Annotated in this window: 13 protein-coding genes; all 13 read right to left on the reverse strand. The window is 69.3% G+C overall.

What is annotated here, in order from left to right; translation table 11 throughout:
• Positions 1-90 precede the first annotated feature (90 nt).
• The 13 genes from nuoN to AB0L71_RS04480 are packed head-to-tail and all read right to left on the reverse strand — an operon-like array spanning position 91 to position 15,736.
• Positions 91-1,755 (reverse strand): NADH-quinone oxidoreductase subunit NuoN, encoded by a 1,665-nt coding sequence (gene nuoN / locus AB0L71_RS04420; RefSeq protein WP_365237668.1) that lies wholly within the window; start codon positions 1,753-1,755, stop codon positions 91-93.
• On the reverse strand, positions 1,752-3,323 hold the full coding sequence (locus AB0L71_RS04425; protein WP_365237671.1) for an NADH-quinone oxidoreductase subunit M: 1,572 nt from the start codon (positions 3,321-3,323) through the stop codon (positions 1,752-1,754). The genes nuoN and AB0L71_RS04425 overlap by 4 nt, the downstream gene beginning before the upstream one ends.
• 4 nt (positions 3,324-3,327) lie before the next feature.
• Positions 3,328-5,223 (reverse strand): NADH-quinone oxidoreductase subunit L, encoded by a 1,896-nt coding sequence (nuoL, locus tag AB0L71_RS04430; protein ID WP_365237674.1) that lies wholly within the window; start codon positions 5,221-5,223, stop codon positions 3,328-3,330.
• A gap of 14 nt (positions 5,224-5,237) precedes the next feature.
• Complete coding sequence (nuoK, locus tag AB0L71_RS04435) at positions 5,238-5,537, reverse strand: NADH-quinone oxidoreductase subunit NuoK (protein ID WP_365237676.1); 300 nt, start codon at positions 5,535-5,537, stop codon at positions 5,238-5,240.
• Positions 5,534-6,361: an NADH-quinone oxidoreductase subunit J gene (locus tag AB0L71_RS04440; protein ID WP_365237679.1), complete on the reverse strand. Its 828-nt coding sequence runs from the start codon at positions 6,359-6,361 to the stop codon at positions 5,534-5,536. The genes nuoK and AB0L71_RS04440 overlap by 4 nt, the downstream gene beginning before the upstream one ends.
• Complete coding sequence (nuoI, locus tag AB0L71_RS04445; RefSeq protein ID WP_365237680.1) at positions 6,358-7,002, reverse strand: NADH-quinone oxidoreductase subunit NuoI; 645 nt, start codon at positions 7,000-7,002, stop codon at positions 6,358-6,360. Before nuoI ends, AB0L71_RS04440 begins: the two co-directional genes overlap by 4 nt.
• Complete coding sequence (gene nuoH, locus AB0L71_RS04450; RefSeq protein WP_365237682.1) at positions 6,995-8,416, reverse strand: NADH-quinone oxidoreductase subunit NuoH; 1,422 nt, start codon at positions 8,414-8,416, stop codon at positions 6,995-6,997. Before nuoH ends, nuoI begins: the two co-directional genes overlap by 8 nt.
• A complete protein-coding gene (locus AB0L71_RS04455; RefSeq protein WP_365237685.1) occupies positions 8,413-10,920 on the reverse strand; it encodes an NADH-quinone oxidoreductase subunit G in 2,508 nt (835 codons plus the stop codon). The genes nuoH and AB0L71_RS04455 overlap by 4 nt, the downstream gene beginning before the upstream one ends.
• Entirely contained in the window at positions 10,917-12,290 is a 1,374-nt protein-coding gene (gene nuoF / locus AB0L71_RS04460; protein WP_365237687.1) for an NADH-quinone oxidoreductase subunit NuoF, read from the reverse strand. The genes AB0L71_RS04455 and nuoF overlap by 4 nt, the downstream gene beginning before the upstream one ends.
• Positions 12,287-13,108 (reverse strand): NADH-quinone oxidoreductase subunit NuoE, encoded by an 822-nt coding sequence (nuoE, locus tag AB0L71_RS04465; RefSeq protein ID WP_365238349.1) that lies wholly within the window; start codon positions 13,106-13,108, stop codon positions 12,287-12,289. Before nuoE ends, nuoF begins: the two co-directional genes overlap by 4 nt.
• Positions 13,109-13,137: 29 nt before the next feature.
• Positions 13,138-14,460 (reverse strand): NADH-quinone oxidoreductase subunit D, encoded by a 1,323-nt coding sequence (locus tag AB0L71_RS04470; protein WP_365237689.1) that lies wholly within the window; start codon positions 14,458-14,460, stop codon positions 13,138-13,140.
• Positions 14,460-15,185 carry an NADH-quinone oxidoreductase subunit C gene (locus AB0L71_RS04475; protein ID WP_365237692.1) on the reverse strand — a complete coding sequence of 242 codons (726 nt, stop codon included), beginning with the start codon at positions 15,183-15,185 and terminating at the stop codon, positions 14,460-14,462. Before AB0L71_RS04475 ends, AB0L71_RS04470 begins: the two co-directional genes overlap by 1 nt.
• Entirely contained in the window at positions 15,182-15,736 is a 555-nt protein-coding gene (locus AB0L71_RS04480) for an NADH-quinone oxidoreductase subunit B family protein (protein ID WP_030926341.1), read from the reverse strand. Before AB0L71_RS04480 ends, AB0L71_RS04475 begins: the two co-directional genes overlap by 4 nt.
• Between the last annotated feature and the right edge of the window lie 4 nt (positions 15,737-15,740).

Genomic DNA, 15,740 nt, shown 5'->3' on the forward strand with positions numbered 1-15,740 from the left:
TAGGCGCCGCCCACGACAACGCCGGACGGGCTTGACTTCTCAGGCCCGTCCGGCGTTGTCCCGGCCGCATTGCGGCGGTGCGGGTGTGCGCTACCTCACGAAGACTCCGGCCTGGCTCGCCAGGTCCAGGAAGTACTGCGGCGCCAGGCCCAGCACCAGGGTGACCGCCACCCCGACCGCGATCGTCGTCATCGTCAGCGGGGACGGGACGGCGACCGTCGGGCCGTCCGCCTTCGGCTCGCTGAAGAACATCAGCACGATGACCCGGATGTAGAAGAACGCGGCGATCGCCGACGAGATCACACCGACCACGACCAGGCCGCCCGCGCCGCCGTCCGCCGCCGCCTTGAAGACGGCGAACTTACCGGCGAACCCGGAGGTGAGCGGGATACCGGCGAAGGCCAGCAGGAACACCGCGAAGACCGCGGCGACCAGCGGGGAGCGCCGGCCGAGCCCGGCCCACTTCGACAGATGCGTCGCCTCGCCGCCCGCGTCGCGCACCAGGGTCACGACGGCGAACGCGCCGACCGTCACGAAGGAGTACGCGCCCAGGTAGAAGAGGACCGACGAGATGCCGTCCGGGGTGGTCGCGATGACACCGGCGAGGATGAAGCCGGCGTGCGCGATCGAGGAGTAGGCGAGCAGCCGCTTGATGTCGGTCTGGGTGATCGCGACGATCGCACCGCCCAGCATCGTGACGATCGCGACGCCCCACATGACCGGCCGCCAGTCCCAGGCGAGCCCCGGCAGCACCACGTACAGCAGGCGCAGCAGCGCACCGAACGCGGCGACCTTGGTGGCCGCGGCCATGAAGCCGGTGACCGGGGTCGGGGCGCCCTGGTAGACGTCCGGGGTCCACATGTGGAACGGGACGGCACCGACCTTGAAGAGCAGACCGGTCAGGATCATCGCGCCGCCGATCAGGAGCAGCGCGTCGTTGCCCATGGTGTCGGCGAGCGCCGGGTCGATCTGGGTGACCGAGCCGTCGACCACCTTCGCGATGGCGGCGTACGAGACGGAGCCGGAGTATCCGTAGAGCAGGGCGATCCCGAAGAGCAGGAACGCCGACGAGAAGGCGCCGAGCAGGAAGTACTTCACCGCGGCCTCCTGCGACATCAGCCGCTTGCGGCGGGCGACGGCGCACAGGAGGTAGAGCGGGAGGGAGAAGACCTCCAGGGCCACGAAGAGCGTCAGCAGGTCGTTGGCCGCCGGGAAGACCAGCATGCCCGCCACCGAGAAGAGCAGCAGCGGGAAGACCTCGGTGGTGGTGAACCCGGCCCTGACCGCGGCCTTCTCGCTGTCGCTGCCGGGGACCGCGGCGGCCTGTGCGGCGAACGAGTCGACGTGGCTGCCATGCGCGTCCGGGTCGAGCCGCCGTTCGGCGAAGGTGAAGACGGCGACCAGTGAGGTCAGCAGGATGGTGCCCTGCAGGAAGAGCGTCGGCCCGTCGATCGCGAGGGCGCCCATCGCGGCGATGTGCGCCTTCGTGGTGCCGTACCCGCCGGCCGCCAGGCCGACGACCGCGGCGAACGCGGCGGCGAGGGCGACGACCGTCAGGAAGACCTGCGTGTAGTAGCGGGCCCGGCGCGGCACGAAGGCCTCGACGAGTACGCCCACGACGGCGACACCGATCACGATGAGGACCGGGGTCAGCTGGGTGTACTCGATGACCGGCGCCTTGAACTTCTCGGCCGGGGCGGCCGATGTCATCCCGCCCGCCGTCGTCCACAGACTGTGGACAGCTGTTGCGCTCACTTGGCGGCCTCCACCTCAGGCTGGGGGTCCTTCTTCTGGACGTCCGACATGGTGTGCTGCACCGCCGGATTGACGATCTCGGTCAGCGGCTTCGGATAGACACCCAGGAAGAGCAGCAGCGCGATGAGCGGGAGGACCACCACCAGCTCCCGGACCTTGAGGTCCGCCATGCCCTGGACCTCGGCCTTCACCGGGCCCGTCATCGTCCGCTGGTACAGGACGAGGACGTACAGCGCGGCGAGCACGATGCCGGTCGTGGCGATGATGCCCGCCGCCGGGTACGCGCTGAACGCGCCGACCAGGACCAGGAATTCGCTGACGAACGGGGCGAGGCCGGGCAGCGACAGGGTCGCCAGACCGCCGATCAGGAAGGTGCCGGCCAGGACCGGCGCCACCTTCTGCACCCCGCCGTAGTCCGCGATGAGCCGCGAGCCGCGGCGGGTGATCAGGAAGCCCGCCACCAGCATCAGCGCGGCGGTCGAGATCCCGTGGTTGACCATGTAGAGCGTGGCGCCCGACTGGCCCTGGCTGGTCATCGCGAAGATGCCCAGGATGATGAAGCCGAAGTGCGAGATCGAGGCGTAGGCGATCAGCCGCTTGATGTCGCGCTGGCCGACGGCGAGCAGCGCCCCGTACACGATGCTGATCAGCGCCAGGACGATGATCACCGGGGTGGCCCACTTGCTGGCCTCCGGGAAGAGCCCGAGGCAGAAGCGGAGCATCGCGAAGGTGCCGACCTTGTCGACGACCGCGGTGATCAGGACGGCGACCGGGGAGGTCGCCTCGCCCATGGCGTTGGGCAGCCAGGTGTGCAGCGGCCACAGCGGGGCCTTCACCGCGAAGGCGAAGAAGAACCCGAGGAACAGCCAGCGCTCCGTGCTGGTCGCCATGGAGAGTGAGCCGTTCGCCCGCGCCTCGGCGATCTCGGAGAGCGAGAACGTCCCCGCGACCACGTACAGCCCGATCACGGCGGCCAGCATGATGAGGCCGCCGACCAGGTTGTAGAGGAGGAACTTCACGGCGGCGTACGAGCGTTGGGCCGCCGCGTTCTCGTCGCTGCCGGCGTGTGCCCGGTCCCCGAAGCCGCCGATGAGGAAGTACATCGGGATGAGCATGGCTTCGAAGAGGATGTAGAAGAGGAAGACGTCGGTGGCCTCGAAGGAGAGGATCACCATCGCTTCGACGGCCAGGATCAGGGCGAAGAAGCCCTGGGTCGGGCGCCAGCGCGAGGACGTGTTCTCCAGGGGATCGGCGTCGTGCCAGCCGGCCAGGACGACGAAGGGGATCAGCAGCGCGGTGAGCGCCATGAGCGCCAGCCCGATGCCGTCCACGCCCAGTTCGTACCGGACGCCGAACTCCGCGATCCAGGCGTGCGATTCGGTGAGCTGGTAGCGGGCGCCGCCCGGCTCGAAGCGGGCGAGCGCGATGCCCGCCAGGACGAGCGTGGCCAGCGAGAAGAGCAGCGCCGTCCATTTGGCGGCGGTGCGCCGGGCGGCCGGGACGGCGGCGGTGGCGATCGCACCGATCGCCGGGAGCGCGGCCGTCGCTGTCAGGAGGGGAAAGGACATGTGATCAGACCGCCCTCATCAGCAGGGTCGCGGCGATGACGACCGCCGTACCGCCGAACATCGAGACCGCGTAGGAGCGGGCGTAGCCGTTCTGCAGCCTGCGCAGCCGGCCGGAGAGCCCGCCCATGGTGGCGGCCGTGCCGTTGACGACGCCGTCGACCAGGGTGTGGTCGACGTACACCAGGGACCGGGTGAGGTGCTCGCCGCCGCGGACCAGCACGACATGGTTGAAGTCGTCCTGGAGGAGATCGCGGCGGGCGGCCCGGGTGAGCAGCGAGCCGCGCGGGGCGACGACCGGTACCGGCGCCCGTCCGTACATCGCCCAGGCGAGAGCGACACCGGCGGCGAGGACCACCATGGTGGCCGCGGTGACGGTGGCGGCGCCGACCGGGGAGTGTCCGTGGCTGTGTCCGGTGACCGGCTCCAGCCAGTTCAGGAAGCGGTCGCCGATGGAGAAGAGTCCACCGGCGAAGACCGAGCCGAAGGCCAGGACGATCATGGGGATGGTCATCGACTTCGGGGACTCGTGCGGATGCGGTTCGTTGCCCTCCGCGTCCGGCTGCCAGCGCTTCTCCCCGAAGAACGTCAGCAGCATCACGCGCGTCATGTAGAACGCGGTGATCGCGGCGCCCAGCAGGGCCACCGAGCCGAGGATCCAGCCCTCGGTGCCGCCCTTGGCGAAGGCCGCCTCGATGATCTTGTCCTTGGAGAAGAAGCCGGACAGACCGGGGAAGCCGATGATCGCCAGATAGCCGAGGCCGAAGGTGACGAAGGTGACCGGCATGTACGTCCTGAGGCCGCCGAACTTCCTCATGTCGACCTCGTCGTTCATGCCGTGCATGACCGAACCGGCGCCGAGGAAGAGCCCGGCCTTGAAGAAGCCGTGCGTCACCAGGTGCATGATCGCGAAGACGTAGCCGATCGGGCCGAGCCCGGCGGCCAGGATCATGTAGCCGATCTGCGACATCGTCGACCCGGCGAGGGCCTTCTTGATGTCGTCCTTCGCGCAACCGACGATCGCACCGAAGAGCAGGGTGACCGCGCCGACGATCACGACGACCAGCTGGGCGTCCGGCGCGGCGTTGAAGATCGCGCCGGACCGGACGATGAGGTAGACGCCCGCCGTCACCATGGTCGCGGCGTGGATGAGGGCCGAGACCGGGGTCGGGCCCTCCATCGCGTCACCGAGCCAGGACTGCAGCGGCACCTGGGCCGACTTGCCGCAGGCCGCGAGCAGCAGCATCAGGCCGATCGCCGTCAGCTTGCCCTCGCTCGTCTCCCCGGTCGACGCCAGTACGGGACCGAAGGCGAAGGTGCCGAAGGTGGTGAACATCAGCATGATCGCGATCGACAGGCCCATGTCGCCGACCCGGTTGACCAGGAACGCCTTCTTGGCGGCCGTGGCCGCGCTGGGCTTGTGCTGCCAGAAACCGATCAGCAGGTACGACGCCAGACCGACGCCCTCCCACCCGGCGTACAGCAGCAGGTAGTTGTCGGCGACGACCAGGATCAGCATCGCCGCGAGGAAGAGGTTCAGATAGCCGAAGAAGCGGCGCCTGCGCTCGTCGTGCTCCATGTAGCCGATCGAGTAGATGTGGATCAGGGTGCCCACACCGGTGATCAGCAGCACGAAGGTCATCGACAACTGGTCGAGCTGGAAGGCCACGTCGGCCCGGAAGCCCTCGACCGGGATCCAGCTGAACAGCTTCTGGTGCAGCGCCCGGTCCTCCGCACCCTTCCCCAGCATGTCGAAGAAGAGCACGGCGCCGATGACGAACGACACCGCGGCGAGCACGGTGCCGACCCAGTGTCCGGAGCGGTCCAGCCGTCGGCCGCCGCAGAGCAGGACCGCGGCTCCGAGCAGAGGCGCCGCGACGAGCAGCGCAATCAGGTTCTCCACGATTCAACGTCCCCTTACAGCTTCATCAGGCTGGCGTCGTCGACCGAGGCCGAGTGGCGGGAACGGAACACCGACACGATGATCGCGAGCCCGACCACGACCTCGGCGGCGGCGACGACCATCGTGAAGAAGGCGATGATCTGCCCGTCGAGATTGCCGTGCATCCGGGAGAAGGTCACGAACGCGAGGTTGCAGGCGTTGAGCATCAGCTCCACGCACATGAAGACCACGATCGCGTTCCGCCTGATCAGCACCCCGGACGCCCCGATGGTGAACAACAGGGCCGCGAGATAGAGGTAGTTGACCGGATTCACTTGCTGACCTCCTCCCCTTCGTTGTCACGGCCGAGCCGCTTCTCGGAGCGCCGCGTCAACGCCTTGAGCTGCTCCAGCGACTCCTCCGAGACGTCGCGGATCTGCCCGCGGTTGCGCAGCGTCTGCATGACGGTGAGCCCGGCCGGGGTGCCGTCCGGGAGCAGACCCGGGATGTCCACGGCGTTGTGCCGGGCGTAGACGCCGGGGGCAGGCAGCGGCGGCATGTGCTGGCCGCGCACGCGCTCCTCGGACAACTGCCGCTGGGTCCTGGCCCGTTCGGTGCGCTCCCGGTGGGTGAGCACCATCGCGCCGACCGTCGCGGTGATCAGCAGGGCGCCGGTGATCTCGAAGGCGAAGACGTACTTGGTGAAGACCAGGTTGGCCAGCCCCTCGACGTTCCCGCCGTGCGCGGCGTTCGCGGTTTCGAGCCCGTTGAAACTGTGCAGCGAGGCGTTGCCGATGCCCGCGATCAGGAGGACGCCGAAGCCGATTCCGCAGCCCGCGGCCAGCCAGTGCTGGCCCTTGAGCGTCTCCTTGAGCGAGTCGGCCGCCGTGACACCCACGAGCATGACCACGAAGAGGAACAGCATCATGATCGCGCCGGTGTAGACGACGATCTGGACGACGCCCAGGAAGTAGGCGCCGTTGGCCAGATAGAACACCGCCAGGACGATCATGGTCCCGGCGAGGCTCAGCGCGCTGTGCACGGCTTTTTTCATGAGGACGGTGGACAACGCGCCGAACACGGCGACGATGCCCAGCACCCAGAACTGGACGGCCTCCCCCGTCGAGGTCTGGGAGGCCGCCGCGGCCAGGCCGGTCATGCGCCCACCTCCTGCGCCGAGCCGTTGTTCCCGTTGCCGCCGTTGCCGGAGGCGTCGTCCGACGGCTTCTCGCCCTTGGACACGGCGATCTGGCGTTCCGTGCCGGGAGCGGCCCCGGTGACCAGCCCCCGGTAGTAGTCCTGCTCGTCCATCCCGGGGTAGATGGCGTGCGGGGTGTCGACCATGCCCTCCTCCAGGCCGGCGAGCAGCTCGTCCTTGGTGTAGATGAGGCTCGCGCGGGTGGTGTTGGCGAGTTCGAACTCATTGGTCATCGTCAGCGCCCGGGTGGGGCACGCCTCGATGCACAGACCGCAGAGAATGCAGCGCGCGTAGTTGATCTGGTAGACGCGGCCGTAGCGCTCACCCGGGGAGTAGCGCTCCTCGTCGGTGTTGTCCGCGCCCTCCACGTAGATCGCGTCCGCGGGACAGGCCCAGGCGCACAGCTCGCAGCCGACGCACTTCTCCAGCCCGTCCGGGTGACGGTTGAGCTGGTGCCGGCCGTGGAAGCGCGGCGCCGTCACCTTCTGGGTTTCCGGGTACTGCTCGGTCAACCGCTTCTTAAACATGGCCTTGAAGGTCACGCCGAAGCCGGCCACCGGGTTCTGGAACTTCTCTCCCGAGGGTTCTGATGACTCAGACACCGTCAGCCTCCTTTCCGTCGCTCGGACTTCCGCCCTTCCGACTGCTGTCACTGCCCGTGTCCGCACCACCGCTGGCGACGAGCTCCCGCTCGCCCCGCGGCCTGCGGCGCGGCACCGGCGGCAGGGTCTGTCCGGGCAGCGGCGGCACCGGGAACCCGCCCGCCATCGGGTCGAACTCGGGCGGCGGTCCCGCTTCCGCCTCGGCGCCCAGGCCGCCCTTCTTGTCGCGGAAGATGTCGGCGACGAAGGACAGCAGCAGGACCACGATCACGGCCCCGGCCACGTACAGCACGATCTTCGAGAAGTCGTACCCCTCGTTGCGCAGCGCCCGCACCGTCGCGACCAGCATCAGCCAGACCACGGAGACCGGGATCAGGACCTTCCAGCCGAGCTTCATCAGCTGGTCGTAGCGGACCCGGGGCAGGGTCCCGCGCAGCCAGATGAAGAAGAACAGCAGCAGCTGGACCTTGAGGACGAACCAGAGCATCGGCCACCAGCCGTGGTTCGCGCCCTCCCAGAAGGTGCTGATCGGCCACGGGGCCCGCCAGCCGCCCAGGAACAGCGTCGTGGAGACCGCGGAGACGGTGACCATGTTGACGTACTCGGCGAGCATGAACATCGCGAACTTGATCGACGAGTACTCGGTGTTGAAGCCGCCGACCAGGTCGCCCTCGGACTCCGGCATGTCGAACGGGGCCCGGTTGGTCTCGCCGACCATCGTGACGATGTAGATGATGAAGGAGACCGGCAGCAGGAGGATGAACCAGCGGTCCTGCTGCGCCTCCACGATCTTCGAGGTCGACATCGACCCGGAGTAGAGGAAGACCGAGGCGAACGCCGCGCCCATCGCGATCTCGTAACTGATCATCTGTGCGCAGGAGCGCAGCCCGCCGAGGAGCGGGTACGTCGACCCGGACGACCAGCCCGCCAGCACGATGCCGTAGATCCCGACCGAGGCGACCGCGAGGATGTAGAGCATCGCGATCGGCAGGTCGGTGAGCTGCATCGCCGTACGGTGCCCGAAGATCGAGACCTCGTTGCCGGACGGGCCGAACGGGATCACCGCGATCGCCATGAACGCCGGGATCGCGGCGACGATCGGCGCGAGCACGTACACGACCTTGTCGGCGCGGCGCACGACGACGTCTTCCTTCAGCATCAGCTTGATGCCGTCGGCGAGCGACTGGAGCATGCCCCAGGGACCGTGCCGGTTGGGGCCGATGCGCAGCTGCATCCAGGCGACGACCTTGCGCTCCCACACGATGGAGAAGAGCACGGTCACCATCAGGAACGCGAAGCAGAACACCGCCTTGACGACGACGAGCCACCACGGGTCGGTGCCGAACATCGACAGATCCTCGGCGGCGAGTACGGCGCGGTCCGGTGCCGCGGCCAGTTGAGCGAAGGCAGTCACGCCCCCACCTCCGGTGTGATGTCGGGAGTGCCCGGGGCGGCGGGGCCGATCCGGACCAGACCGCCGGTCCGGGCACCGGTGTCGGCCGGAACGCCCCGCCCGACGGAGTTCAGCGGCACCCAGACCACCCGGTCCGGCATGTCGGTGATCTTCAACGGGAGTTCGACGCTTCCAGCCGGGCCGGTGACGGCCAGCAGGTCACCGTCCTTGACGCCGGTCTCGGCCGCGGTGGCGGCGGAGAGCCGGGCGACCGAGGCGTGCCGGGTACCGGCCAGCGCGTCGTCGCCCTGCTGGAGGAGGCCCTGGTCGAGCAGCATCCGGTGACCGGCGAGGATCGCCTCGCCGTCGCCGGGCCTGGGGAGCGGCCGCGCCGGCTCGTTCGGGTCGGTGGCGTGCGTACCGCTCCAGCCGCCGAGCTGTTCCAACTCCCGGCGTACGGAGGTCAGATCCGGCAGCGCCAGGGGGATGTCCATGGCGTCGGCCAGCATGTGCAGCACCCGGGCGTCGGTCGGGGCGAGCGTCCGGGTCATCTGCTCGGGCTTCAGCGCCGCGGCGAACATCCGGGCCCTGCCCTCCCAGTTGAGGAAGGTGCCGGCCTTCTCGGCCACCGCGGCAACCGGGAAGACCACATCGGCCCGCTCGGTCACCTCGCTGGGCCGCAGCTCCAGCGAGACCAGGAAGCCGACCTGGTCCAGCGCCTCCAGGGCCCGGGCCGGGTCCGGCAGATCCGCGGGCTCGACCCCGGCGACGAGCAGGGCGCCCAGCTCGCCGGTGGCCGCGGCCTCCACGATCTGGCCGGTGTCGCGGCCGAAGCGGGACGGGAGTTCGGCGACGCCCCAGACGGCCGCCACCTCGTCCCGGGCCCGCGGGTCGGTCGCCGGACGGCCGCCGGGCAGCAGCGACGGAAGCGCGCCGGCCTCCAGCGCACCGCGCTCGCCGGCCCGCCGCGGAATCCACACCGGGGTGGCCCCGGTCGCAGTGGCGGCTCGCAGCGCGGCGGTCAGCCCGCCGGGCACGCCCGCCAGCCGCTCGCCGACGACGATCACGGCGTCTCCGCCGCGCAGCGCCTCGGCCGCCACGGCACCGTCGCCGTCGAGTCCGACGCCGCCCGCGATCGCGTCCAGCCACTCGGTCTCGGTGCCGGGGGCGGCGGGGAGCAGGGTGCCGCCCGCCTTCTCCAGGCCGCGGGTGGCGTGCGAGGCGACGGCGTAGGTGCGCTGTCCGTGCTTGCGGTGCGCCTTGCGCAGCCGCAGGAAGACACCGGGCGCCTCCTCCTCCGACTCGAACCCGACCAGCAGGACCGTCCGGGCCTTCTCCAGCAAGGTGTACGTGACACCCGAGCTGTCGAGGTCCCGGCCGCGGCCGGCGACACGGGCGGCCAGGAAGTCGGCCTCCTCGGCGCTGTGCACCCGGGCCCGGAAGTCGATGTCGTTGGTGTCCAGTGCGACCCGGGCGAACTTGCTGTACGTGTACGCGTCCTCCACCGTCAGCCGGCCGCCCGTGAGGACCGCCGCCCGGCCGCGCGCGGCGGCCAGACCGGTGGCCGCGGCGGCCAGCGCCTCGGGCCAGCCGGCCGGTTCCAGGACACCGTCCGCGTTGCGCACCAGCGGAGTGGTGAGCCGGTCCCGCTGCTGCGCGTAACGGAACCCGAAGCGGCCCTTGTCGCAGATCCACTCCTCGTTGACCTCGGGGTCGTCGGCGGCGAGCCGCCGCATGACCTTGCCGCGCCGGTGGTCGGTGCGGGTGGCGCAGCCGCCCGCACAGTGCTCGCACACCGAGGGCGACGACACCAGGTCGAAGGGCCGGGAGCGGAACCGGTACGCGGCCGAGGTCAGTGCCCCGACCGGACAGATCTGGATGGTGTTCCCGGAGAAGTACGACTGGAACGGATCACCCTCGCCCGTACCGACCTGCTGGAGCGCGCCGCGCTCGATCAGCTCGATCATCGGGTCGCCCGCCACCTGGTTGGAGAAGCGGGTGCAGCGCGCGCAGAGCACGCAGCGTTCCCGGTCCAGCAGCACCTGGGTGGAGATCGGGACGGGCTTCTCGTACGTCCGCTTCTTTCCGTCGAAGCGGGAGTCGGCGCCGCCGTGCGACATGGCCTGGTTCTGGAGCGGGCACTCGCCGCCCTTGTCGCAGACCGGGCAGTCCAGCGGGTGGTTGATGAGCAGCAGCTCCATCACACCCTTCTGGGCCTTCTCGGCGACGGGCGAGGTGAGTTGCGTCTTCACCACCATGCCGTCGGTGCAGGTGATGGTGCAGGACGCCATCGGCTTGCGCTGGCCCTCGACCTCGACGATGCACTGCCGGCAGGCGCCTGCCGGGTCGAGGAGCGGGTGGTCGCAGAAGCGCGGGATCTCGATGCCGAGCAGTTCGGCGGCCCGGATGACCAGGGTGCCCTTGGGCACGCTGATCTCGATGCCGTCGATCGTCAGCGTGACGAGGTCCTCGGGCGGAAGGGCCGCCTCGCCGCCCCCGGAGGGCGCACTCGTGGTGACTGTCATGCGTTCACCCCCTGGTGAGCGTTCTTGTCGTCGGCCCAGGCCGTGGACCTGGCGGGATCGAAGGGGCAGCCGCGGCCCGTGATGTGCTCCTCGTACTCCTCGCGGAAGTACTTCAGCGAGGAGAAGATCGGCGAGGCGGCGCCGTCACCCAGCGCGCAGAAGGACTTGCCGTTGATGTTGTCGGCGATGTCGTTCAGCTTGTCGAGGTCGCCCATCTGGCCCTTGCCCGCCTCGATGTCGCGGAGCAACTGCACGAGCCAGTAGGTGCCTTCGCGGCAGGGTGTGCACTTGCCGCAGGACTCGTGGGCGTAGAACTCGGTCCAGCGGGTGACGGCGCGCACGACGCAGGTCGTCTCGTCGAAGCACTGGAGCGCCTTGGTGCCGAGCATGGATCCGGCGGCGCCGACGCCCTCGTAGTCGAGCGGCACGTCGAGGTGCTCGTCGGTGAACATCGGGGTCGACGAGCCGCCCGGCGTCCAGAACTTCAGCCGGTGACCGGGGCGCATGCCGCCGCTCATCTCGAGCAGCTGGCGCAGCGTGATGCCGAGCGGGGCCTCGTACTGGCCGGGGCTCGCCACGTGGCCGCTGAGCGAGTACAGCGTGAAGCCCGGGGACTTCTCGCTGCCCATCGACTTGAACCAGTCCTTGCCCCGGTTCAGGATCGCGGGCACCGAGGCGATGGACTCGACGTTGTTCACCACGGTGGGGCAGGCGTACAGACCGGCGACCGCGGGGAAGGGGGGCCGCAGCCGGGGCTGGCCGCGTCGCCCTTCGAGCGAGTCGAGCAGCGCAGTCTCCTCGCCACAGATGTACGCGCCCGCGCCGGCGTGCACGGTGAGTTCGAGGTCGAGTCCGGAGCCCAGGATGTTCTTCCCGAGGAAGCCGGCCTCGTAGGCCTCGCGCACGGCCTCGTGCAACCGCCGCAGTACGGGCACGACTTCACCGCGCAGATAGATGAAGGCGTGCGAGGAACGGATCGCGTAGCAGGCGATCACGATGCCCTCGATGAGGGAGTGCGGGTTGGCGAAGAGGAGCGGGATGTCCTTGCAGGTCCCGGGCTCCGACTCGTCGGCGTTGACGACCAGGTAGTGCGGTTTGCCGTCGCCCTGCGGGATGAACTGCCACTTCATCCCGGTGGGGAAGCCCGCGCCGCCGCGGCCGCGCAGACCGGAGTCCTTGACGTAGGCGATGAGCTCGTCCGGCGACATGGCGAGGGCCTTGCGCAGCCCCTCGTACCCCTCGTGCCGCTGGTAGGTGGCCAGGGTCCAGGACTCCGGTTCGTCCCAGAAGGCGGAGAGGACGGGGGCGAGCAGCTTCTCGGGGCTGCCGCCGTTTCCGCTTCCGTTGATCTCGGCTGCCAACGTCATCACTCCCCCTCCTTGGCGTCGGGACCGGCCGGGTGGTCCGGGTCCAAGGCCGAGGTCTGCTGCGGTGCGTCGTGCGAGCCGAGGTGCTCGGACGGCGACGGGTCGTGCGGCTGCTCGCCGCGGGGCTGCTCGCCGCGCGGGGACACGACCTTCGGGTGCGGCTCCTCGCCCTTGGCGAGGCGGAGGCCCACCAGCGAGGCGGGGCCGGCGCCGCCGGACGCCTCGACGGCGCCGGGGCGCTCGTCGGGGAAGCCGGCCAGGATCCGGGACGTCTCCTTGTACGAGCACAGCGGAGCGCCGCGGGTGGGTTCGACGGTGCGCCCGGCGATCAGGTCGTCGACCAGGCGGGTCGCGCTCTCGGGCGTCTGGTTGTCGAAGAACTCCCAGTTGACCATCACCACGGGGGCGAAGTCGCAGGCCGCGTTGCACTCGATGTGTTCGAGGGTGACCTTGCCGTCCTCGGTGGTCTCAGCGTTTCCAACTCCGAGGTGCTCCTTGAGCCGGTCGAAGATCGCGTCGCCGCCCATCACCGCGCACAGGGTGTTGGTGCAGACACCGACCTGGTAGTCGCCGCTCGGCCCGCGCCGGTACATCGTGTAGAAGGTGGCGACGGCGGTGACCTCGGCGGTGGTGAGGCCGAGCTGCTCGGCGCAGAACGCCATGCCCGTACGGGAGACGTAGCCCTCCTCGGACTGCACCAGGTGCAGCAGCGGAAGCAGCGCGGAGCGGCTGTCGGGGTAACGGGCGATCACCTCCTTCGCGTCCGCTTCGAGCCTGGCGCGCACCTCGGCCGGGTAGGCGGGGGCGGGGAGCTGCGGCATCCCCAGACTGACTTCCTGACGTGCTTCGGTCACCGGTCGACGCCTCCCATCACGGGGTCGATGGACGCGACGGCGACGATGACGTCGGCGACCTGGCCGCCCTCGCACATCGCCGCCATGGCCTGGAGATTGGTGAAGGACGGGTCGCGGAAGTGGACCCGGTAGGGGCGGGTGCCACCGTCCGACACGACATGGGCGCCGAGTTCGCCCTTGGGCGACTCGACCGCGACGTACGTCTGTCCGGCGGGGACGCGGAAGCCCTCGGTCACCAGCTTGAAGTGGTGGATCAGGGCCTCCATGGAGGTGCCCATGATCTTCTTGATGTGGTCGAGCGAGTTGCCGAGCCCGTCCGGGCCGAGAGCGAGCTGGGCCGGCCAGGCGATCTTCTTGTCGGCGACCATCACCGGCCCGGGGGCCAGCCGGTCGATGCACTGCTCGACGATCCGGAGCGACTGGCGCATCTCCTCCAGGCGGATCAGGAAGCGGCCGTAGGCGTCGCAGCTGTCGGCGGTGGGGACGTCGAAGTCGTAGGTCTCGTACCCGCAGTAGGGGTCGGTCTTGCGCAGGTCGTGCGGGAGTCCGGCGGAGCGCAGGATCGGACCGGTGGCGCCGAGGGCCATGCAGCCGGTCAGGTCGAGATAACCGACGTCCTGCATACGGGCCTTGAAGATCGGGTTGCCGGTGGCGAGCTTGTCGTACTCCGGCAGGTTCTTCTTCATGGTCTTCACGAACTCGCGGAGCTGGTCGATCGCGCCGGGCGGCAGGTCCTGGGCGAGTCCGCCGGGCCGGATGAACGCGTGGTTCATCCGCAGGCCGGTGATCAGCTCGAAGAGATCGAGGACGAGTTCACGGTCGCGGAAGCCGTAGATCATGATCGTGGTGGCGCCGAGCTCCATGCCGCCGGTGGCGATGCACACCAGGTGCGAGGAGATCCGGTTGAGCTCCATCAGGAGCACACGCAGGATGCCGGCCCGGTCGGGGATCTGGTCCTCGATGCCGAGGAGCTTCTCGACGCCCAGGCAGTACGCCGCCTCGTTGAAGAACGGCGTCAGGTAGTCCATGCGCGTCACGAAGGTGGTGCCCTGGGTCCAGTTCCGGAATTCGAGGTTCTTCTCGATGCCGGTGTGGAGGTAGCCGATGCCGCAGCGGGCCTCGGTGACGGTCTCGCCGTCGATCTCCAGGATCAGCCGGAGCACCCCGTGCGTGGACGGGTGCTGGGGGCCCATGTTGACGATGATGCGCTCGTCGTCCGCCTTGGCCGCGGACTCGACGACCTCGTCCCAGTCGCCGCCGGTGACTGTATATACAGTCCCCTCGGTCGTGGCGCGAGGCGTTGCGTGGGAAGCAGTCATCAGGAGTACGACCTCCGCTGGTCCGGAGCCGGGATCTGGGCGCCCTTGTACTCGACGGCGATGCCGCCGAGCGGATAGTCCTTGCGCTGCGGGAAGCCCTGCCAGTCGTCCGGCATCATGATCCGGGTGAGGGCGGGGTGTCCGTCGAAGACCAGCCCGAAGAAGTCGTAGGCCTCGCGCTCGTGCCAGTCGTTGGTCGGGTAGACGGTGACGAGGGACGGGATGTGGGGGTCGCCGTCCGGGGCCGACACCTCCAGGCGGATCAGCCGGCCGTGCGTGATCGAGCGCAGGTGGTAGACGGCGTGCAGCTCGCGGCCCTTGTCGCCGAGGTAGTGGACCCCGCTCACACCCGTGCAGAGCTCGAAGCGCAGCGCCGGGTCGTCGCGCAGGGTGCGGGCGACCTGGACCAGGTGTTCCCGGGCGATGTGGAAGGTGATCTCGCCACGGTCGACGACCGTCTTCTCGATGGCGTTGCCGGGGAGCAGGTCCTGTTCCTCCAGGGCCCCTTCGAGTTCGTCGGCGACCTCGTCGAACCAGCCACCGTACGGACGGGACGTGGCGCCCGGCAGGGTCACCGTGCGGACGAGGCCGCCGTAGCCGGAGGTGTCGCCGCCGTTGTTGGCGCCGAACATGCCCCTGCGTACGCCGATGACCTCGCCGGACTCGTCGCGCGGTGCGGGGACGGCGTTGCCGTTCTGCTCGTCGTGGTTGAGGTTCTCGCTCACCGCAGCAGCCCCTTCATCTCGATCAGGGGCAGTGCCTTGAGTGCCGCGTCCTCCGCTTCCCGGGCGGCCTCCTCCGCGTTGACCCCGAGCTTGGAGCCCTGGATCTTCTGGTGGAGCTTGAGGATCGCGTCCATCAGCATCTCGGGCCGCGGCGGGCAGCCCGGCAAATAGATATCAACCGGGACAATGTGATCAACACCCTGAACAATGGCGTAGTTGTTGAACATTCCGCCCGATGAAGCACAAACCCCCATGGAGATCACCCACTTGGGATTCGGCATCTGGTCGTAGACCTGCCGCAGGACGGGCGCCATCTTCTGGCTGACCCGCCCTGCCACGATCATCAGATCCGCCTGCCGCGGCGATCCGCGGAAGACCTCCATCCCGAAACGGGCCAGGTCGTAGCGCCCGGCGCCGGTCGTCATCATCTCGATGGCGCAGCAGGCCAGGCCGAAGGTGGCGGGGAAGACGGAGGACTTCCGTACCCAGCCGGCGGCCTGCTCGACAGTGGTCAGCACGAAGCCGCTGGGCAGCTTCTCTTCGAGTCCCATGGTG

It is taken from the genome of Streptomyces sp. NPDC052052 (assembly GCF_040680455.1).
Classification (GTDB): Bacteria; Actinomycetota; Actinomycetes; order Streptomycetales; family Streptomycetaceae; genus Streptomyces.

What these genes read in the sequence shown, in the direction of transcription:
- nuoE (WP_365238349.1), bottom strand. Translation starts at nt 13,108, where the DNA reads ATGCCGCAGCTCCCCGCCCCCGCCTACCCGGCCGAGGTGCGCGCCAGG.
- AB0L71_RS04440 (WP_365237679.1), bottom strand. Translation starts at nt 6,361, where the DNA reads ATGACCGGCCTGGCCGCGGCGGCCTCCCAGACCTCGACGGGGGAGGCC.
- AB0L71_RS04455 (WP_365237685.1), bottom strand. Translation starts at nt 10,920, where the DNA reads ATGACAGTCACCACGAGTGCGCCCTCCGGGGGCGGCGAGGCGGCCCTT.
- AB0L71_RS04480 (WP_030926341.1), bottom strand. Translation starts at nt 15,736, where the DNA reads ATGGGACTCGAAGAGAAGCTGCCCAGCGGCTTCGTGCTGACCACTGTC.
- AB0L71_RS04425 (WP_365237671.1), bottom strand. Translation starts at nt 3,323, where the DNA reads ATGTCCTTTCCCCTCCTGACAGCGACGGCCGCGCTCCCGGCGATCGGT.
- AB0L71_RS04470 (WP_365237689.1), bottom strand. Translation starts at nt 14,460, where the DNA reads ATGACTGCTTCCCACGCAACGCCTCGCGCCACGACCGAGGGGACTGTA.